Origin of the sequence: Sphingopyxis sp. LC363 (assembly GCF_000756385.1) — a bacterium.
Classification (GTDB): Bacteria; Pseudomonadota; Alphaproteobacteria; order Sphingomonadales; family Sphingomonadaceae; genus Sphingopyxis.
Map to the genome: position 1 here is coordinate 1 of NZ_JNFC01000015.1, position 19653 is coordinate 19653.

Annotated in this window: 20 protein-coding genes and 2 pseudogenes; 13 read left to right on the top strand and 9 right to left on the bottom strand. The window is 65.7% G+C overall.

Features of this window, described 5'->3' with window-relative positions:
- The 4 genes and pseudogenes from FG95_RS07320 to FG95_RS07330 all read right to left on the bottom strand — a co-directional run.
- Window positions 1-428: pseudogene (locus FG95_RS07320) on the bottom strand (tRNA (N(6)-L-threonylcarbamoyladenosine(37)-C(2))-methylthiotransferase MtaB); the annotation flags it as partial.
- A complete protein-coding gene (gene dapF / locus FG95_RS07325) occupies window positions 425-1231 on the bottom strand; it encodes a diaminopimelate epimerase (protein ID WP_037554988.1) in 807 nt (268 codons plus the stop codon). The pseudogene FG95_RS07320 and the gene dapF, both read right to left, overlap by 4 nt.
- Window positions 1232-1446: 215 nt before the next feature.
- Window positions 1447-1674 (bottom strand): endonuclease domain-containing protein, encoded by a 228-nt coding sequence (locus FG95_RS21295; protein ID WP_327195725.1) that lies wholly within the window; start codon window positions 1672-1674, stop codon window positions 1447-1449.
- Between the two features lie 73 nt (window positions 1675-1747).
- Window positions 1748-3379, bottom strand: a complete 1632-nt coding sequence (locus FG95_RS07330) for a putative bifunctional diguanylate cyclase/phosphodiesterase (RefSeq protein ID WP_037554989.1) — start codon at window positions 3377-3379, stop codon at window positions 1748-1750.
- A 376-nt stretch (window positions 3380-3755) separates the two neighbouring features.
- Between FG95_RS07330 and ffh the strand changes: the two genes are divergently transcribed.
- The 4 genes and pseudogenes from ffh to FG95_RS07350 all read left to right on the top strand — a co-directional run bounded on the left by ffh (window position 3756) and on the right by FG95_RS07350 (window position 7993).
- On the top strand, window positions 3756-5213 hold the full coding sequence (gene ffh, locus FG95_RS07335; protein ID WP_037554990.1) for a signal recognition particle protein: 1458 nt from the start codon (window positions 3756-3758) through the stop codon (window positions 5211-5213).
- A gap of 40 nt (window positions 5214-5253) precedes the next feature.
- Window positions 5254-5712: pseudogene (gene rpsP / locus FG95_RS07340) on the top strand (30S ribosomal protein S16); the annotation flags it as partial.
- A gap of 165 nt (window positions 5713-5877) precedes the next feature.
- Window positions 5878-6369: a ribosome maturation factor RimM gene (gene rimM, locus FG95_RS07345; RefSeq protein WP_037554994.1), complete on the top strand. Its 492-nt coding sequence runs from the start codon at window positions 5878-5880 to the stop codon at window positions 6367-6369.
- A 109-nt stretch (window positions 6370-6478) separates the two neighbouring features.
- Window positions 6479-7993, top strand: a complete 1515-nt coding sequence (locus FG95_RS07350) for a serine hydrolase domain-containing protein (RefSeq protein WP_037554996.1) — start codon at window positions 6479-6481, stop codon at window positions 7991-7993.
- Between the two features lie 78 nt (window positions 7994-8071).
- On the opposite strand, the gene FG95_RS19825 is transcribed toward FG95_RS07350, so the two are convergent.
- Complete coding sequence (locus FG95_RS19825; protein ID WP_052182182.1) at window positions 8072-8275, bottom strand: hypothetical protein; 204 nt, start codon at window positions 8273-8275, stop codon at window positions 8072-8074.
- Window positions 8276-8377: 102 nt separating this feature from the next.
- Here FG95_RS19825 and FG95_RS07360 point away from each other — a divergent pair, with 102 nt between their 5' ends.
- The 7 genes from FG95_RS07360 to FG95_RS19830 all read left to right on the top strand — a co-directional run bounded on the left by FG95_RS07360 (window position 8378) and on the right by FG95_RS19830 (window position 13631).
- A complete protein-coding gene (locus FG95_RS07360) occupies window positions 8378-9301 on the top strand; it encodes a LysR substrate-binding domain-containing protein (RefSeq protein ID WP_037555000.1) in 924 nt (307 codons plus the stop codon).
- Entirely contained in the window at window positions 9298-10035 is a 738-nt protein-coding gene (trmD, locus tag FG95_RS07365) for a tRNA (guanosine(37)-N1)-methyltransferase TrmD (RefSeq protein WP_037555045.1), read from the top strand. Before FG95_RS07360 ends, trmD begins: the two co-directional genes overlap by 4 nt.
- A gap of 5 nt (window positions 10036-10040) precedes the next feature.
- Window positions 10041-10418 (top strand): 50S ribosomal protein L19, encoded by a 378-nt coding sequence (gene rplS, locus FG95_RS07370; RefSeq protein WP_037555002.1) that lies wholly within the window; start codon window positions 10041-10043, stop codon window positions 10416-10418.
- 98 nt (window positions 10419-10516) lie between these two features.
- Window positions 10517-11125 carry a DUF1287 domain-containing protein gene (locus FG95_RS07375; protein WP_081933057.1) on the top strand — a complete coding sequence of 203 codons (609 nt, stop codon included), beginning with the start codon at window positions 10517-10519 and terminating at the stop codon, window positions 11123-11125.
- A 39-nt stretch (window positions 11126-11164) separates the two neighbouring features.
- Window positions 11165-12190 (top strand): aspartate-semialdehyde dehydrogenase, encoded by a 1026-nt coding sequence (locus FG95_RS07380; protein ID WP_037555003.1) that lies wholly within the window; start codon window positions 11165-11167, stop codon window positions 12188-12190.
- A 206-nt stretch (window positions 12191-12396) separates the two neighbouring features.
- A complete protein-coding gene (locus FG95_RS07385; protein ID WP_037555004.1) occupies window positions 12397-13053 on the top strand; it encodes a DUF2238 domain-containing protein in 657 nt (218 codons plus the stop codon).
- Window positions 13026-13631: a hypothetical protein gene (locus FG95_RS19830; RefSeq protein WP_052182183.1), complete on the top strand. Its 606-nt coding sequence runs from the start codon at window positions 13026-13028 to the stop codon at window positions 13629-13631. The genes FG95_RS07385 and FG95_RS19830 overlap by 28 nt, the downstream gene beginning before the upstream one ends.
- A gap of 90 nt (window positions 13632-13721) precedes the next feature.
- Here the strand turns inward: FG95_RS19830 and FG95_RS07395 are convergent, their stop codons facing one another.
- The 3 genes from FG95_RS07395 to FG95_RS07405 form a co-directional block, all read right to left on the bottom strand.
- Complete coding sequence (locus FG95_RS07395) at window positions 13722-14483, bottom strand: SDR family NAD(P)-dependent oxidoreductase (protein ID WP_037555005.1); 762 nt, start codon at window positions 14481-14483, stop codon at window positions 13722-13724.
- Complete coding sequence (locus FG95_RS07400; protein WP_052182184.1) at window positions 14480-15961, bottom strand: AMP nucleosidase; 1482 nt, start codon at window positions 15959-15961, stop codon at window positions 14480-14482. Before FG95_RS07400 ends, FG95_RS07395 begins: the two co-directional genes overlap by 4 nt.
- Window positions 15962-16142: 181 nt before the next feature.
- Window positions 16143-16625, bottom strand: a complete 483-nt coding sequence (locus FG95_RS07405) for a peroxiredoxin (protein ID WP_037555049.1) — start codon at window positions 16623-16625, stop codon at window positions 16143-16145.
- A gap of 186 nt (window positions 16626-16811) precedes the next feature.
- Between FG95_RS07405 and FG95_RS07410 the strand changes: the two genes are divergently transcribed.
- On the top strand, window positions 16812-17375 hold the full coding sequence (locus tag FG95_RS07410) for a YqgE/AlgH family protein (protein ID WP_037555006.1): 564 nt from the start codon (window positions 16812-16814) through the stop codon (window positions 17373-17375).
- On the opposite strand, the gene FG95_RS07415 is transcribed toward FG95_RS07410, so the two are convergent.
- Window positions 17372-17770 carry a hypothetical protein gene (locus FG95_RS07415; RefSeq protein WP_037555007.1) on the bottom strand — a complete coding sequence of 133 codons (399 nt, stop codon included), beginning with the start codon at window positions 17768-17770 and terminating at the stop codon, window positions 17372-17374. The two genes, FG95_RS07410 and FG95_RS07415, sit on opposite strands and share 4 nt — an antisense overlap.
- A 395-nt stretch (window positions 17771-18165) precedes the next feature.
- Here FG95_RS07415 and ahcY point away from each other — a divergent pair, with 395 nt between their 5' ends.
- Window positions 18166-19581, top strand: coding sequence for an adenosylhomocysteinase (gene ahcY / locus FG95_RS07420; RefSeq protein ID WP_037555008.1), 1416 nt, complete (start codon window positions 18166-18168; stop codon window positions 19579-19581).
- Window positions 19582-19653: the final 72 nt, after the last annotated feature.

Consider the following 19653-nt stretch of genomic DNA (forward strand, 5'->3'; position numbering starts at 1 on the left):
GGGGAATAGGGAGGGCGGGGCTTCGACAAGCTCAGCCCGAACGGAGAATCTGAGGTCGCTTTCCCCAACTCCGTTCGCCCTGAGCTTGTCGAAGGGCCGTTCTTTTCCTGTTCGAAGCGATAGCTCTCCGCCAACCCCTTGGCATCGTTGCGCACCACACGCGCGCCCATCGCAGCAAAGGTCTCGCGCTCCAGTTCCGCCGCGCACCCCGTCACCACGACCTCGGCCCCCGGCCGCTCGCGCAAGCTCCGGCGCACCGCCTGCCGCGCCTGCCGCACCGCCTCGTCGGTCACCGCGCAGCTGTTGAAGACGATCGTATCGCGCCGACCTGCGGCCTCGACGGCGGCCCGGATGGCCTCGCCCTCGGCGATATTCAGCCGGCAACCGAAATTGACGACCTTCTGGCGGTCGGCGAGAGCTGCGCTCATCCGAACTGCGCCCAGTCGGTCTCGCCCTCGTACACGCGCGTCGCGGCGCCGCTCATCACGATCGGCTCGCCGGGCGCCCAGCGGATGACGAGGTCGCCGCCGGGCAGCGATACCGTCACCGGCGACTGGACGATCCCGGCGCGGACCGCCGCGACCGCGGTCGCGCACGCGCCGGTGCCGCACGCCTGCGTCAGGCCCACGCCGCGTTCCCAGACGCGAAGTTGCAACTGGTTCTCGCCGTCGAGGCTCGCGACATTGACGTTGACGCGCTCGGGGAACAGCGGATCGGTCTCGATCCGTGGTCCCAGCTCGTCGAGCGCGACGGCGTCGGCCTCGGGCACGAAAAAGACGATGTGCGGATTGCCGACATTGACCGCGGCGCCATGCTCCAGCTCGTCCCACGCGACGGGCATGTCGCGTGTGTCCATCGGCATCGCGAGCGGGATATACTCCCAGTCGAAGACGGGTTCGCCCAATGTGACTTCGGCGCCGCCATCAGCCGGCGTGACGCGCAGCATGCCGCCCAGCGTCTCGATCACCGCGGGTTTGCCGATCAGCGTCGCGACGCAGCGCGTCGCATTGCCGCACGCCTCGACCTCGCCGCCGTCGGCGTTGAAGATCCGCATCTTCACGTCCGCACTCGCCGACGGTTCGAGCAGGATCAACTGGTCGCACCCGATGCCGTGACGGCGGTCGGCGATCGCATGCGCACGCGCCGGTGTCATCTCGACGGCATGCTCGCGCGCGTCGATCACGACGAAGTCGTTGCCGAGGCCGTGCATCTTGGTGAAGCGGTCTGCCATAGGGCGCATTTAGGGGGGCGGGGCAGCGAAGTCTAGCGAGGCGTCCGCGGTTTCCTGATCCTCCCCTCCCTGGAAGGGAGGGGTTGGGGGTGGGTCCCGCCGAGGCACTCGGCGGCCTGCGCGAGCAGATACTCGGCTGCTCCATCTGGATTGGTCATTACATCGGAATTCCATAGCCGGATGACCCGCCAGTTCATGCTTTCCAGATAGGCAGTTCACTTGCCGTCATATTCCTGTTGGTCGAGATGCTGGCTACCATCAAGTTCGATAGCGAGCTTCGCCTCACGGCACGCCAGATCGACGATGTAGGACCCAACGACAAGCTGTCTGGTGAAGGCTGGCCGGTAACCGGAAAGGATGCGCCAGAGTTTTCGTTCTGCTGGCGTGGCGTCTCGCCTTAGCTGTCGAGCACGCTCGGTCATTTCGGGCGGTACACGGTGCATCGCCAAAGGTATAGAGCGGCGAGCTTTGCTCGCCAACCCACCCCCAACCCCTCCCTTGCAGGGAGGGGAGGACTTATGCGCTCTTTCGCAGCGGCGTTCCCTCGCTGGTGTCCGATCCGACCTCCGGCACCATCGGCGCACGCAGCAGGCCGCGCTCGGCGAGCAGGCGGTCGGTGTCGGCGGCCGACGCGGCGCGGCCGAAGTGCCAACCTTGCCCCTTCGAACAACCAAGTCGGGTCAGTTCGATCGCGGTCGCCTCGTCCTCGACGCCCTCGGCGGTGATCGGCATTGCCAGGCTTTCGCCCAGCCGCACGATCGCGACGACGATCGCCTGCGCGTCGGGGCTGCCGCGCATCGCGGCGATGAAGCTGCGGTCGATCTTGATGCGGTCGAACGGCAGCGCGCGCAGGTGCGACAGCGAGCTGTAACCGGTGCCGAAATCGTCGAGGCTGAGCGACACGCCCTGATTTTTGAGGCTGGTGACGATCGAGCGCACCAGCGGCAGATTTTCGAACAGCGAGCTTTCGGTGATCTCGACCTCGAGCTGCGCGGCGGGGAAGCCCGTTTCGACGAGCAGCTTGGTCAGCTTCTGGCTGAACCACGGGTCCTTGAGCTGCTGCGGCGAGATATTGACGGCGAGCATGATCGACGGGTCCCAGCGTTTCGCGATCTCCATCGCATCGCGGATCACCTTCAGCGACAATTCGCCGATCAGCCCGCTTTCCTCGGCGACCGGGATGAAGCGTTCGGGCGGGATCATGCCATATTCGGGCGATTCCCAGCGCATCAGCATCTCGAAGCCGAGCAGCCGCCCGCTCGCGATATCGACCTGCGGTTCGAAATGCGGGACGAACTCGCCGCGCGGCATGCCGTCGCGGATCCCGGTCTCGATCTGGTTACGGACCTGCACTGCCATCTCCATCCCGGTCTCGAACCAGCAAAAGCGGTTCCGCCCTTCGTCCTTGCAATGATACATCGCGATGTCGGCCTGGCGGACCATCGTTTCCATCGTCATGCTCGCATCATTGGCTAGCGCGATGCCGAGCGACGCGCCGATGCGGATCTGCTGCGCGTCGTGCGTGATCATATTGTCGAGCGCCGTCACCAGCTCGGCGGCGAGCGCGTCGATGTCGGCGCGCGCCGCGGGCTCGAAGGCCAGCATCGCGACGAACTCGTCGCCGCCGAGCCGCGCCTTGGTGGCATTGGGCGGCAGGACGGCCGAGATGCGCTCGGCCGCGACCTGCAGCACGCGGTCGCCCGCGGCATGGCCGTGGATGTCGTTGACGGTCTTGAAATGGTCGAGGTCGAGCAGGAAAAGCGCGACGTGGCGTTTCTCGGCGGCGGCGCCCGCGATCATCCGCTGCCCCGCCGCGAGCAGCGCGCGGCGGTTGAGGAAACCCGTCAGCGGATCGGTGTCGGCAAGGTAGCGCGCGCGCCGTTCGGCCTCGGTGCGCTCGACGATTTCGCGGTTGAGATCCTTGTAGCGGCGCCAGCCGAAAAGGATCAGCGCGATGTTGAGCACCAGCGCCGTTGCGAGCGCGCGGTCGGGCCCGCCGCCGATGCCGATCAGCGCGCGAACCGCTGCCTGCATCACATTGCTGCCCGTGCCGACGAACAGCAGGATCGCCGCGACGACGATGCCGCCGGCGATGATGTCGCGTTTGGCGCCCTCGCTGCGGTCGAATGGCTTCGGCGTCGATGTCATATATATGGTCCCACCCTCGCGCGCCTTATCGGCGAAAGCGGTGAAATTTGGGTTAAGTGCGGTCCTCCCTGTCGCGCAGCGATGGGGAGGGGGACCGCCGCCGTAGGCGGTGGTGGAGGGGCGGCGGCGTCACGCCATTGCCCCTCCGTCAGCGGCTGCGCCGCTGCCACCTCCCCATGCCTACGGCACAGGGAGGAGCGTTGCTCTTGCCCTTCCGGCCGCTTTTGTATAGAGGCCTCCACGTCCACGCGCATATTGCGCACGGATTATCGATGTCCGCGACGGAAAGTCTGTCCACGGATAGCCGCTGGTTGGCGAGGTTTCGCTCACCGGCGTCTTTTGCGTTGCGGGCCTCGAAACGAAGGATTTGAGGCGCATGTTCGACAGTCTGAGCAATCGGCTTGGCGATGTTTTCGGAAAGCTCCGCGGCCGCGGCGCGCTGACCGAGGCCGACGTGCGCGCGGCGATGCGCGAAGTGCGAATCGCGCTGCTCGAGGCCGACGTCGCGCTGCCCGTCGTGCGTAGCTTCGTCGATCAGGTCACCGAACTCGCGATCGGCCAGAATGTCCTGCGCTCGGTGACCCCGGGACAGCAGGTGGTCAAGATCGTCAGCGATGCGCTGACCGAAATGCTCGGGTCCGAAACCGCCGAGCTCGATCTGAATGTCGCCCCTCCCGCCGTCATCATGATGGTTGGTCTGCAGGGCTCGGGTAAGACCACCACCACCGCGAAGATCGCGAAGCGGCTCAAGGAAAAAGAGCGCAAGAAGGTGCTGATGGCGTCGCTCGACGTCAACCGCCCGGCGGCGCAGGAGCAGTTGGCGGTTCTCGGCAGCCAGATCGACGTCGCGACGCTTCCGATCGTCGCGGGCCAGCAGCCGGTCGAGATCGCGCAGCGCGCGATGCAGGCCGCGAAGCTTCAGGGCTATGACGTGCTGATGCTCGACACCGCGGGCCGCCTCCACGTCGACCAGCAGCTGATGGACGAAATGCAGGCGGTGTCGCGCACCGCGAACCCCGCCGAAACCCTGCTCGTCGTCGACAGCCTGACGGGTCAGGACGCGGTGCAGGTCGCGCAGCGCTTCACCGATCAGGTGCCGCTCACCGGCGTCGTCTTGACCCGCATGGACGGCGACGCGCGGGGCGGCGCCGCACTGTCGATGCGCGCGGTCACCGGAAAGCCGATCAAGTTCGCGGGCACCGGCGAGAAACTCGACGGGCTCGAACTCTTCCAGCCGTCGCGCATCGCGGGCCGCATCCTCGGCATGGGCGACGTCGTCAGCCTCGTCGAGCGCGCCGCCGAGACGATCCAGGCCGAAGAGGCCGAGGCGATGGCGGCGAAGATGGCCAAGGGCCAGTTCGACCTCAACGACCTGCGCACGCAACTCAACCAGATGCGCCGCATGGGCGGCCTTGGCGCGCTCGCCGGGATGATCCCGGGGATCAAGAAGGCGCAGGCGGCGATGGCCGCGGGCGGCGCCGACGACAAGATGCTCGTCCATTTCGACGCGATCATGGGCTCGATGACCCCGAAGGAGCGCGCGAAGCCCGAACTGATCAATGCGAAGCGCAAGATCCGCATCGCCAACGGGTCGGGCACGACGGTGCAGCAGGTCAACAAGGTGCTGAAGATGCACCAGGAAATGGCCAGCGCGATGAAGAAGATCCGCAAGATGGGCGGGCTCAAGGGCCTCGGCGCGCTGTTCGGGCGCGGCGGCGGCATTCCGGGCATGCCCGGGCTTGGCGGCGGCGGAATGGGCGGCGGCGGGCTGCCCGGCCTCGGTGGCGGCGGTATGCCCCCCGACCTCGCCAACCTGTTGAATAAAAAGAAGTGATTTAACCGAATTTGAAGTTCAGACGTAGAAGGAATTACTCATGGCTACCTCCATTCGCCTCGCACGCGGCGGTTCGAAAAAGCGTCCCTATTACAAGATCGTCGTCGCCGATTCGCGCAGCCCGCGCGACGGTCGCTTCATCGAGCGCATCGGCAGCTACAACCCGCTGCTCGCCAAGGACAGCCCGGAGCGCGTCAAGCTCGACGCCGACCGCGCGAAGCATTGGCTGAGCGTCGGCGCCCAGCCGAGCGACCGCGTCGCCCGCTTCCTCGACGCCGCCGGCATCAAGGAACGCGCCGCGCGCAACAACCCGAACAAGGCGGTCCCGGGCGAAAAGGCCAAGGAACGCGCCGAGGAAAAGGCCCAGAAGCTGGCTGACGCCGAAGAAGCCGCGGCCGCCGCCGCCGCTGCTCCGGTACCGGAACCCGAAGCAGCCGAAGAAGCCGCTCCGGCTGCCGAAGAAGCTGCTGCTCCGGAGGCCGCTGAATCGGATGCGACCGGTTCGGTGAAGAGCGAGGAAACCGCCGAAGCCGTCGCCGACGCTGTGGCGGAGGAAGTCCCGTCCGACGCGACCGCCGAAGATGCGGCTGCGATCGCCGAAGAGGTCGCCGAAGGCGGCCCGGTTGCGCCCGAAGCCGAAGAAAAGGCCGAAGGCTAAACCTTTATGAACGCCGACCGTCCCGTCACCCTCGCCGCCATCGCCGGCGCGCATGGGGTGCGGGGCGAGGTGCGTCTCAAACTGTTCGGCGAAGGCGCGGAAGCTCTCCGCGCCTTTTCCGTTTTCGATGCGGGGGACCGCAAACTCACCCTTAAATCGGTGCGCCCCGCCAATCAGGGCGCGGTCGCGACCTTCGCCGAGGTCAATGATCGCAGCGCCGCCGAAGCCCTGCGCGGCGCCGTGCTCACTGTCCCGCGCTCGGCGCTACCTGCCTTGGCCGAGGGCGAATATTATCACCACGACCTGCTCGGCCTGCCGTGCGTGTCGACCGACGGCGCGGCGATCGGCCATGTCGCCGCGGTCGAGAATTTCGGCGCCGGCGACATTCTCGAAATCGAAAAGCCCGATCGCAAGCGCTTCATGGTTCCGATGACCGCGCAGGCGGTGCCGGCATGGAGCGCCGACGGCGTGACCGTCAACGCGGCGTTCGTCGAGTAACGGACCTCCCCTCCAAAATCCGTTCGCCCTGAGCTTGTCGAAGGGCCGATCTTCCTTTCTATGTTCCAAAGAGCGGTGCTTCGACAGGCTCAGCGCGAACGGAGGTTTTATGCGCGCAAGATTTGCTCTCATGCTGGCGGTGCTGACTATTCCGCTCCCCGCCACCGCGCAGCAATCCTCCCCCCAAACCCTCGACCAACTCGCCCCCGAGATCGACGCGTTGTTCGCGAAATATCAGGCCGAGCAGCATATCCCCGGCCTCGTCTACGGCGTCGTCAAGGACGGCAGGCTCGCCTATGTGAAGGGCATCGGCGTCCAGTCCCTGACCGACAAAAGCCCGGCCACGCCCGACAGCCTGTTCCGCATCGCCTCGATGACCAAGGCGTTCACCGCGCTCGCGATCCTGAAGCTGCGCGACGACGGCAAGCTCCGCCTCGACGACCTCGCCGAAGACCATATCCCCGAAATGAAAGGCTGGGCCTACCCGACGAAAGACAGCCCGCGCATCCGTATCAGCGACCTGCTCCAGCATGTCGCGGGCTTCGTCACCGACGATCCGTGGGGCGACCGGCAGCAGGTGCTGCCGCAGGAAGACTTCACCAGGATGATCGCCGCGGGCGTGCCGTTCAGCCGCGCGCCGCAGAGCCAGCATGAATATTCGAACTTCGGCTATGCGCTGCTCGGCCGCATCGTCGCCAATGCGTCGGGCATGGCCTATGCCGATTATGTCCGGCAGGCGATCCTGACCCCGCTCGGCATGACGGCGAGCGGCTTCGACGTCACCAAGGCGCCGAAGGCGCGTTATGCGCTCGGCTATCGCTGGGAAAACGGCCGCTGGTCGCCCGAGCCCGAAATGGCCGACGGCGCGTTCAATGCGATGGGCGGGCTGCAGGTCAGCGCCAATGATTATGCGAAATGGGTCGCCTTCCTGCTCTCCGCCTGGCCCGCGCGCGACGATGCAGACGCCGGTCCGGTGAAGCGGTCGACGGTGCGCGAGATAGCGCAGGGGCTTAATTTCGTGTCGGTGACCAATCGTATCGGCGCCAGCGGGGCGAGCGCGTGCAAGCAGGCCGCGGCCTATGGCATGGGCTGGCGCGTCGCGCAGGATTGCGACCTCGGGCTCACGCTCGCGCACGGCGGCGGCTATCCCGGTTACGGCAGCCATGTGATGCTGATGCCCGATCATGGCGTGGGCGTCTTCGCGCTGTCGAACCGCACCTATGCGGGCCCCTCGGCGCCCGCGTGGGATACGGCGGTCGCGATGGACAGGGCCGGGCTGCTCGAACCGCGGGTTGTCCCGTTGTCACCCGTAGTGGCGGAAGCCTATGCGGCGGCAAAGGCCGCTTATGCCGCGGGCAATCTCGGCCCGCTGCAAGGCAGGCTCGCGATGAATTTCCTGATGGACCGTTCGGCCGAAAATTGGGCGGCCGAACTTGCGGCGCTCAAGGAAGAGGTCGGCGAATGCCCGGCCGACGAGCCGCTCGCGCCGATGGGCGCGATGTCGACCGCCTTCCGGCTCAACTGCGAAAAGGGCAAGATCGACGGACTGTTGCTACTCGCCCCGACGACGCCGGCGACGGTGCAGGCGCTGCGCTTTCGCGTCGTGCCGCCCGATAAGGAATAATGAAAACGGGACGGGGTCTTTGCAAGGGACGACCCCGTCCCGTTTCGCCCTGGACCTTTTGAGAGGGGAGGCAGGGAGTTATCGCGCGCGGCGGCGCGGGCGGATGCCGCAACGCGCGGCGGCGCGGGTGAAGACGCTGTCTTCGCCGGGCGCGCTCGGCAGGGCGATCCACGCGCCAAGGCGGCGGAACGGGGCCGCGAGCCGGTGGAGGCCGCGGGTGATATCGGCGCTGAAATGATCATGACCGTCATTCCAAACGCGCATGAAATGCTCGTCTTTCATCGCTCATCTCCTTTCGCTTGAGTGCAGCCTAGATGCGCCTTTCCGCACCGCGCCGCCAACAAAAGGCGTGGACCATGGTATAAGTCTGGCTTATATGATCGCATGTCCCGCCTTCCGCCCCTCGCCGCCATACGAACCTTCGAGGCCGCCGGACGTCTGCAGAATTTCTCGCGCGCCGCCGAAGAGCTGGGGCTGACGCAGGCGGCAGTGAGCTATCAGGTCCGCCAATTGGAAGACCGGCTCGGCCGTGCGCTCTTCGTGCGCGAAAAGGGACGCGTGCGCCTCTCCGAGACGGGGCAGCGCCTGCTCCCCGCGATTTCGGGCGCCTTCGCCGCGATGGGCGACGCCTTTGCCGCCTTGGGCAGCGACGAGGCCGAAGTGCTCACAATCAACGCCGCGACCAGCTTCGGCGGCACCTGGCTCAGCGCGCGCATCGGCGGTTTCCAGCTCGCCTATCCCGAACTCGCGGTGCGTATGGCGATGAGCAACGAGCTGGTCGACTTCGACGCCTCGAACGTCGATGTCGCGATCCGCGTCGGCCCGGGAGGGTGGCCGGGGCTGCGCGCCGATTTTCTGATGCGCCAATATCTCGCACCGATGGCCTCGCCCGCCTTTATCGAGGCGCATGACATTCGTGAGCCTGCCGACCTGTTGCGCGTCCAGCGGCTCGCCCCCAACGATAGCTGGTGGGCCGAATGGTTCGCCGCCGCGGGAGTCGACACGCCGCCCGCGCCGTCGCGCCGCGGGATCGAGCTCGACAGCCAGCTGCAGGAAGCGAGCGCGGTGCAGGCGGGTTTCGGCGTCGCGATGATGACCCCGCTCTATTGGCTGGCCGAACTCGCGAGCGGGCGCATGGTCCAGCCTTTCGACACGCTCTATGTCTCGGCGCGATCGGGGATGTGGCTCGTTCATCGCGAGAATCGGGTGGGGGTGCGCAAGATCGAACGCTTCCGCGAATGGCTGCGTGCCGAACTCGACAAGGATCGCCACCTGCTCCCCGAGGCGCTATGGCAGCCGCCGTCATGAGTTTCACCGCCGTCCCCCTGACCCTCTATCCCGATATATTCCCCGGCCCGCTCGGGCACAGCATGGCGGGGCGCGCGCTCGAAAGCGGGACGTGGCATTGCGCGCCGGTGCAGATTCGCGACTTTGCGACCGACAGGCACCGCACCGTCGACGACACGCCCGCGGGCGGCGGCGCCGGCATGGTGCTCAAGGCCGATGTGCTCGCCGCCGCGATCGACCATGCGATAGAGGCACATCCGGGGCTGCCGGTCCTCGCGATGACCCCGCGCGGAACCCCGATCACACAGGCGCGCGTGCGCCAGCTTGCGGCGGGGCCCGGCGCGATCATCCTCTGCGGCCGCTTCGAGGGATTCGACGAACGCATCTTCGATGCAAGGCCGATCGAAGAAGTGTCGATGGGCGACATCATATTGTCGGGCGGCGAGATGGGGGCGCTGCTGCTGCTAGACGCTTGCATTCGGCTGCTTCCCGGCGTAATGGGCGCGGCTTCAAGCGGGGACGACGAATCGTTCGAAAACGGTTTGCTCGAATATCCGCACTATACCCGGCCCGTTACTTGGGAAGGGCGCACGATCCCCGAAGTGCTGCGATCGGGGGATCATGCGAAGATCGCGGCCTGGCGGAAACGACAGGCGGAAGATCATACACGGTTACGCAGGCCGGACCTTTGGGAGCGCCATGAGGGCGCTCGGGACCGACCTGCCTCTGGCGCGCGGCGAAAAGAAAAGGACTAGAGGACATGAACCTCATCCAGACGATCGAAGCCGAAGAAATTGCCAAGGCCGGCAAGACCATTCCGACCTTCCGTCCCGGCGACACGCTGAAAGTCGGCGTGAAGGTGGTCGAAGGTGAACGCACCCGCGTCCAGAATTTCGAAGGCGTGTGCATCGCGCGCTCGAACAAGGGCATGGGCTCCAACTTCACCGTGCGCAAAATGTCGTTCGGCGAAGGTGTCGAGCGCGTGTTCCCGCTCTACTCGCCCAACATCGATTCGATTACCGTTGTCCGTAAGGGCGCTGTCCGTCGTGCGAAGCTTTACTATCTGCGTGGGCGCACTGGTAAATCGGCACGTATTGCGGAGCGCCGCGATTACCGGTCGGAAGCCGGCGAAGGCTAAGGAGAGCTTCTCTCACCCAAAGCCGAAACAGCTTTCAAAAACGACCGGTTCCGCCAACAGGCAGAGCCGGTCGTTTTCTTTTGGGCAAAGCGAATCTGATGCGAGCACCCTCATCCTTCCAGCCGACACGGCGCGCCTTTCTCGGCGCGGTGCTCGCATTCGGCGTGTCGGGCGAAGCGATGGCGCTCACCCATGCGCAGCGGGTGGTGCGTGCGGCGCGGCGGCAGGTCGGGGTCACGCTGGCCTATGACCCCGCCTACAGCGTGCTGCGCTTTCCCAACGGCGACGTCGACCGCGCCAAGGGCGTCTGCACCGACGTCGTGATCCGCGCGTTCCGCGATGCGCTCGGCGTCGACCTGCAGGCCCTTGTAAACGCCGACATGAAGGCCAATTTTGGGGCCTACCCGAAAAACTGGGGCCTCGGACGCCCCGATCGCAACATCGATCACCGCCGCGTTCCCAATCTCGCCACCTATTGGCGGCGGCAAGGGGCGGCGCTCCCGGTCACCGACGATCCCGCCGATTGGCGGCCGGGCGATATCTTCACCCAGATGGTCGGCGGGCGGATGCCGCACACCGGCATCGTGTCCGACCGCAAGGATACCACCGGCGTGCCGCTCGTCCTCCACAATATCGGCGGCGGCACGCGCGAGGAGGACGCGCTGTTCGACCACCCGCTGACCGGCCATTTCCGCTGGAAAGTCTGATTAAGGTTTCAACCGAGTTTTGCACCGAGGAGTGAATAAATGGGTTATCGTATCGTAGTCGCCGGAGCCACGGGCAATGTCGGGCGCGAAGTGCTCGCCATTCTCGCCGAGCGCGAATTTCCCTACGACGAACTGGCGGCGGTCGCATCGTCGCGCAGCCAGGGCGACGAGATCGAAATCGGCGATACGGGCAAGACCGTCAAATGCCAGAATATCGAGAATTTCGACTGGTCGGGCTGGGACATGGCGATTTTCGCGATCGGCAGCGACGCGACCGCGATCCACGCGCCGAAAGCCGCCGCCGCGGGCTGCGTCGTGATCGACAACAGCTCGCTCTATCGCATGGACCCCGACGTGCCGCTGATCGTGCCCGAGGTGAACCCCGAGGCGATCGACGGCTACACCGCGAAGAACATCATCGCGAACCCCAATTGCTCGACCGCGCAGATGGTCGTCGCGCTGAAGCCGCTCCATGACGCCGCGAAGATCAAGCGCGTCGTCGTCTCGACCTACCAGTCGGTGTCGGGCGCGGGCAAGGCGGGCATGGACGAGCTGTGGAACCAGACGCGCCAGATCTTCGTGGGCGACGAGAAGGATATCAGCAAATTCACCAAGCAGATCGCCTTCAACGTCATCCCGCACATCGACAAATTCCTCGACGACGGCTCTACCAAGGAGGAATGGAAGATGGTCGTCGAGACCAAGAAGATCCTCGATCCCAAGGTCAAGGTCACCGCGACCTGCGTCCGCGTCCCCGTCTTCGTCGGCCATTCGGAAGCGATCAACATCGAGACCGAGGAGGAACTGTCGGCCGAGGACGCGCAGCGCATCCTGCGCGAAGCGCCGGGCGTCGTGCTCCATGACAAGCGCGAGGACGGCGGCTACACCACCCCCGTCGAATGCGTCGGCGATTTCGCGACTTTCGTGTCGCGCGTCCGCGAAGATCCGACGGTCGAAAACGGCCTCAACCTCTGGTGCGTCAGCGACAATCTCCGGAAGGGCGCCGCGCTCAACGCAGTGCAGATCGCCGAACTGCTCGGCCGCCGGCACCTCAAGAAGGGCTGAGGCTCACATCCTCCCTGTCGCGAAGCGATGGGGAGGGGACCATGCGAAGCATGGTGGAGGGGCCGCGACGGCGCGTTAAAGCCCCTCCGTCAGCGGTTGTGCCGCTGCCACCTCCCCATGCCCGCGGCACAGGGAGGATCGTCTGGGTGTCGGCGCGCGCGAGAGGCATCTCGACTTCGCTCGATGCGAACGGATAGGAGAGGGCGATGCCCGTTCCTCAATCCGCCATTCCCGCCGCCCAGCGCCGTCTGCTCGGCCTGCTCCTCGCGTTGCTGCTCGTCGCGCAGATCGACCAGCCCTATCCCGAAGTCGCGCTGCTTCAGCATATCCCGACGGCGCTGCTGCTCGCCCTCTCCCCGTTGCTGCTCCGCCGCTGGCCGATGTCGACCGCGTCGGTCGCGTGCCTCACCCTCTTCATGGCGCTCCACACGCTCGGCGGCCGCTACGCCTACAGCAATGTCCCCTATGACGAATGGGCCCGCGCGATGACGGGCACGAGCCTCGCCGACGCCTTCGGCTGGACGCGCAACCATTACGACCGTCTCGTCCATTTCGCCTTCGGCGCGCTGTCGGTGATCCCCGTCGCCGAAATCGCAAGGCGTTGGGGTGGGCTCGGATGGCGCGGCGCGGGGCTGGCCGTGCTCGGCTGGGTGCTCGCCATTTCGTGCCTCTACGAAATCTTCGAATGGCTGCTCACCATCGTCGCGGCGGGCGATACCGCCGACCGCTATAACGGGCAGCAAGGCGACATCTGGGACGCGCAAAAGGATATGGCGCTCGCGCTATCGGGTGCGATACTGGTGCTCGCGATCCCGCGCCGCGACAGGAGAGAGTCATGCGCAACTTCACCACCCTCGCGATGATCGGCCTGCTCGCGGCGTGCAATCCGGCGGCCGAGAAAGCGCCCGTGGATGCCGATCCGGCGCCGCCACCAGTGCCCGAGGCGAAGAATGACGGTCCCAACACCGCGACCACCGCGGTCAGCCTCGACGGCGAAGGACTGCGTTTCGTTGACAAGACCAGCGGCAAGGCGAGCCTGCTCGCCTTCGGCGTCCCGCGCGCGCAGGCCGAAACGGCCTTGGCGAACGTCGCGGGCAAGGAGGACGACCGCAGCACCAATGCGGAATGCGGCGCGGGGGCGATGGAATTCACCCGCTACGACGCGATGACGCTCAATTTCCAGGACGGCAAATTCGCCGGCTGGTTCCTCGGCAACGAACCCGGTGCCGACAGCTATTCGACGATGAGCGGCATCGCGGTGGGCACGACGCGTGGGAAGGCGGCGGAATCGGTGACGATCGTGGACATCGAGGACAGCACGCTCGGCGAGGAGTTCAGCATCGGCACGGGCGACAAGGTCATCGGCGGCATGTTCGCCGCGCCGGGGGATGCGGCGAAGATCGACGCGCTGTTCGCTGGCGCGAACTGCTTCTTCCGGTAACGACCGGGATCGGACTTAATCTCCCCTCCCACTTGCGGAAGGGGAAGTCAGTACACGACCTCGACGTCCGTTCTCCACCCCAAGGCGGTCTTACGCATTGCGCGCCGTCAGTCCGCCGTCGACCGGGATCACGGCGCCGGTGATATAGCTCGCCGCGGGGAGCACGAGGCCGAGCGTTATATGCGCGACTTCCTCGGGCTCGCCATAGCGGCGGAGCGCGGTGCGGCGCCGCGCGAAGACCAGCTTATCCTCGTCGGGCACCTTGTCGGTCATGCCGGTGCGGATCGGGCCGGGGCAGATGCAGTTGACGGTGATGCCGTCCTTGCCGAGATCGACCGCGAGGCCTCGTGTCAGGCCAACCACGCCCGATTTGGCGGCGATATAGGGCGTGTCGCCGGGTGTCGCGCCGAGCCCTTCGGTCGAGGCGATGTTGACGATGCGCGCGGCGTCGCTTTTGCGGAGCCAGGGCAGCGCGGCGCGGACCATGCGCTGGTGCGCGGTGAGCATCACCGCGAGCGCGCGATGCCAGATCGCGTCATATTCGTCACCGGCGTCGAGCGCAGCGAAGCTCGAGACGCCGGCGTTGTTGATGAGGATGTCGATGCCGCCGAATTGCGCGGCGATCTCTGCGACGACGCGCTTGATCGCCTCGCCGTCGGCGACGTCGAGCGCGACGGCCTGGGCGTTCGGCCCGCCCTCGGCCGCGACGGCTTCGCAGGCGGCGAGGTCGAGGTCGGTGACCGCAACCTTCGCGCCTTCGCTGGCGAGCAGCAATGCGGTCGCGCGGCCCATGCCGCTCGCGGCGCCGGTGACGATCGCGACGCGGCCGGCGATCGAGCGCGACAGCGTCAACGGAACGGCGGCTCGTTGAACGCGCGCAATTTCCGGCTGTGGAGCTTGGCGCCTTCATCGCGGAGCAGTTCGCAGGTGCGGATGCCGATCTGGAGGTGCGCGGCGATCGCCTCTTCGTAGAAGCGGTTCGCTTGTCCGGGCAGCTTGAGCTCGCCGTGGAGCGGCTTGTCGGAAACGCAGAGCAGGGTGCCGTAGGGGACGCGGAAGCGATAGCCCTGCGCGGCGATCGTCGCCGATTCCATGTCGATGCCGATCGCGCGCGACTGCGAGAAGCGCAGCGCGCTGTCGGTGTAACGCAGTTCCCAGTTGCGGTCGTCGGTGGTGACGACGGTGCCGGTGCGCATGCGCTTCTTGAGGTCGGCGCCGCTGGTGCCCGACACCGCCTCGGCGGCGCTGGCGAGCGCGACCTGGACTTCGGCGATCGGCGGGATCGGGATTGCGACCGGCAGCACCGCGTCGAGGATATGATCGTCACGAAGATAGGCGTGCGCGAGCACATAGTCGCCGATGCGCTGGCTGGGGCGCAGCCCGCCGCAGTGGCCGATCATCAGCCACGCCTCGGGACGCAGCACCGCGAGATGGTCGCAGATCGTCTTGGCGTTCGACGGGCCGACGCCGATGTTGACGAGGGTGATGCCGCCGCCATCGGGCGCGATCAGGTGATAGGCGGGCATCTGGTGCCGCCGCCACGCGCTGTCGGCGACCAGTGCGCTGGCGTTGACGCCGGGCTGGTCGACATAAAGCCCCGCGGCGCCCGCGAGCGCGGTATATTTGCCCTGGCCGACCTGCGCGCCCGCCCAAGCGACGAACTCGTCGACATAGCGGTGATAGTTGGTGAACAGGATATAACGCTGAAAATGCTCGGGCGCGGTGCCGGTGTAATGGCGAAGGCGCGCAAGGCTGAAGTCGGTGCGCAGCGCGTCGAACAGCGCGAGCGGCTGGTCGGCGGCGGGGTCCTGTCCGAACAGGCCGTCGGCGAGTTCGTCGCCGATATCGGCGAGCTCGGTCGTCGGAAAATGGCGCGCGAGTTCGAGCGGAGTGACGCCGCCCATGTCCGACCCGTCGCTCGCGTCGAGCACATAAGGGAAGGGAATTTGCTGCCCGGTGCGCGTCACTTCGAGCGTGATGTCGTAGTGGCGCGCGAGCAGCATCAGCTGTTCGCGAAGATAGTCGGCGAAAAGGTCGGGGCGCGTCACAGTGGTGACGAACTCGCCCGCGCGCTCGAAGCGGCCGAAGGCGAGATTATGGCCCTTCTGGCCCTCGCGCTGCTCGCCGGTGGTCGTGAGGCGGATCGCCGGATAGTCGAACAGTCCTTTGGCGGCGGCATCGACCGGCGGCGGCGTGCGGTCGCGCACATAGGCCGCGATCGCCGATTTGAGATTGGAGACCGAGATGCGGAAACGATCCTGCAGTTCGGCAATGATGCCGTCGACGAGCGCGGTGGGATCGGTGCTGTCTTGCGATGAGTTCGATGTCATCGCGTCGCTGTTGCATGAAAATGTGACAAAAGGGAAGGGGTGGGCAAACTATTCTCCCTGTGGCGAAGCGGCAGGGAAGAGCCCATGCGAAGCATGGTGGAGGGGCGATAGGAACCAGCCCCTCCGTCAGCCCTGCGGGCCGCCACCTCCCCATGGCTTCGCCACAGGGAGGATTTGAACTTTACAGCTGTTCGAGCATATGGTCGGCGCTCGACACCTTGAATTCGCCGGGCGCTTCAACGTTGAGCTGCTCGACGACGCCGTCGTTGACGATCATCGAGAAACGCTGGCCGCGCTTGCCCATGCCGAAGGCGGTGCCGTCCATGGTGAGACCCACGGCTTCGGCGAAGGCGCCGTTGCCGTCGGCGAGCATGGTGACGCTGTCGCCGGCATTGGCATTCTTGCTCCACGCGCCCATCACGAAGGCGTCGTTGACCGCGGTGCAGGCGATCTCATCGACGCCCTTGGCTTTCAGTTCGCCGGCCTTGTCGACGAAGCCCGGCAGATGCTTGGCCGAGCAGGTCGGGGTGAAGGCGCCGGGAACCGAGAAGAGCGCAACCTTACGGCCCTTGAAATAATCGGCGGTATTGACCTGTTCGGGACCGTTTTCGGTGACCTTTACGAAGGTCGCATCGGGCAGCTTGTCGCCGGTCTGGATCGTCATGGTCGGCATCCTTTTCGCTTGAGGGGTTTCGGTTCGGACGCGACATTGGGTGCGACGGCGCGCGAGTCAAGGACGGGAAGGGGCGCGGCGGTCGATTTGGAGGGGAGCGGTTGGCGGGCGAAACCCTTCGCCTGTCGTCCAGCAAAGAGGCTGGACCCTTTCGGCCTGTCGCGGCATTGTACGGATATGGAAACCGTCCCCACCTGGTTCACCGGCCAGCTGCTGCTCGCGCTGCCGGGCATCGGCGATCCCCGTTTCGAACATTCGGTGATCGCGATGATCAGCCATGACGAGGACGGCGCGATGGGGATCGGCATCGGCGACCCGATCGACGGAATGACCGTCGGCGCGGTGCTCGACCAGCTCGAGATCGAGCATGACGAACCGCTCGATCAGCCGGTCTTCCTCGGCGGTCCGGTCGAGCCGTCACGCGGTTTCGTGCTCCACAGCCGCGACTGGGGCGGGCAGGAAGCGGTGCAGGTCTGCGATCGCTGGATGATATCGAGTTCGCACGACATATTGCGCGCGATCGGCGAAGGGCGCGGCCCGTCGCGCTGGCTGGTGGCGCTCGGCTATGCGGGATGGTCGCCTGGGCAGCTCGAAGGCGAAATGGTCCGCCACGGCTGGCACGTCACCCCTGGTAGCGACGGCCTGCTCTTTGAAACGCCGCCCGCCGAACGATGGCAGGCGGCGTTCGCCGAAGCGGGAGTGGACGCCCGCCTGCTGACGACCGAGGGCGGCGAGGCCTAGCGAGCGAGCGCGAGAAGCGGTTTGCCCTGATTGAGGTTGGCGAGCGCGGTCCGCGCGGCCCAGCGCGAGTCCATATAGCGGCCGCTCGCCAGTTCGACATCATAGCGGATCGGGCTGCCGATCGCGGCGTCATAGGCGGCTGCGGCATCGGCGGTGCGACCCAGCCGGGCATAAGCGGTACCAAGATTGATCAGCCGCGAGGGGTCGCGGGCGTCGAGCGTCGTTTCGCCGGTCAGCTTTTCGACCGCGGCTTCATTCTCGCCGGCCTTGAGCTCGACATAGGCGACCGGCAGGATCTCCGAATCGGCCTGCGGCGCCGTCACGACGACGATCGATTGCGCCGCGGCGGGGCTCGCGAAGGCGAGAGCGACGAGCGGCAGCAGAAATTTTTTCATCCTTGTATCTCCCCAAAATCTTGAGGAGATTTTCTCGCGCATTCGGAAAATTGTCAATATTTCCGGGGCTTTGTAACACTGTTGTCACAAAGACGAATTAAGCTAATCGCAAGGCGCATTATAAGTCCGATTTTTCAGAATCTTGGGCTTTGCGACTCCATGTCACAATCGGGCCCGCCCGGTTGTCACAATTGCTGCGCGCAAAAATTATTTTTGCGGCGCGCGCATTTTTGCGCCGCCGATTCGTGCGTCCGCGCGCCGGGGCGGGCGGTGCTGCGAGTGCGATATAAAGAAAAGTTTATATTTGATCGACGACGGCGTTTCGGCTAGGGCGCGGGCGTGTTTTTCGTGGCCGCTCGCCTGCGGTCGTCTTTGCCAATATGGAGAATCCCCCCGTGGCTACTCTCGCCGCCGACGCCCGCGATTATGTCGTTGCCGACATCAGCCTTGCCGATTTCGGGCGCAAGGAAATCAACATCGCCGAAACCGAAATGCCGGGCCTGATGGCGCTGCGCGCCGAATATGGCGCGGCGCAGCCGCTGAAGGGCGCGCGCATCACCGGTTCGCTGCACATGACGATCCAGACCGCGGTGCTGATCGAGACGCTGACTGCGCTCGGCGCCGAAGTCCGCTGGGCGACGTGCAACATCTTCTCGACGCAGGATCATGCCGCCGCCGCGATCGCCGCGACGGGCGTGCCGGTGTTCGCGGTGAAGGGCGAGAGCCTTGCCGACTATTGGGATTATGTCGGCCGCATTTTCGACTGGGGCGTCGAAGACGGCACGACCTGCAACCTGATCCTCGACGACGGCGGCGACGCCACCATGTTCGCGCTGTGGGGCGCGAAGCTCGAGGCCGGCGAGACGATGCCGGCGCCCGAGAATGAGGAAGAGATCGAAATGCAGCGCGCGCTGAAGGCGTTCGTCGCGGCGAACCCCGGCTACCTCACCAAGACCGTCAAGGCGATCAAGGGCGTATCGGAAGAAACGACAACGGGTGTCCACCGCCTGTACCACATCGCCAAGAAGGGCGAGCTGCCCTTCCCCGCGATCAACGTCAACGACAGCGTCACCAAGTCGAAATTCGACAACCTCTATGGCTGTAAAGAGTCGCTGGTCGACGCGATCCGCCGCGGTACCGACGTGATGCTCGCGGGCAAGGTCGCGACCGTCGCCGGCTTCGGCGACGTCGGCAAGGGTTCGGCGCAGTCGCTGCGTAACGGCGGCGCGCGCGTGCTCGTCACCGAAATCGACCCGATCTGCGCGCTGCAGGCGGCGATGGAAGGCTTCGAGGTCGTGTCGATGGATGAGGCCGTGAAGCGTTCGGACATCTTCGTCACCGCGACGGGCAACGCCGACGTCATCACCGCCGAGCATATGGCGGCGATGAAGAATATGGCGATCGTCTGCAACATCGGCCACTTTGACAGCGAAATCCAGATCGCGGCGCTCGCCAACTATAAATGGACCGAAGTGAAGCCGCAGGTCGACTTGGTGGAATTCCCCGACGGCAAGCAAATCATCATCCTGTCGAAGGGCCGCCTCGTGAACCTCGGCAACGCGACGGGTCACCCGTCGTTCGTGATGTCGGCGAGCTTCACCAACCAGACGCTTGCGCAGATCGAGCTGTGGACGCGCAGCGAGCAGTACAAGAACGACGTCTATGTCCTACCGAAGCATCTCGACGAAAAGGTCGCGGCGCTGCACCTCGAAAAGCTGGGCGTGCATCTGTCGAAGCTGAGCCAGAAGCAGGCCGACTATATCGGCGTGCCGGTCGAAGGCCCGTTCAAGCCCGAGCATTATCGTTATTGATCGTTTCGGCGCTTTGTTGGTGGATCGAAAAGATTCGCGCAGAGGCGCAGAGGACGCAGAGAAAAGAAGGGA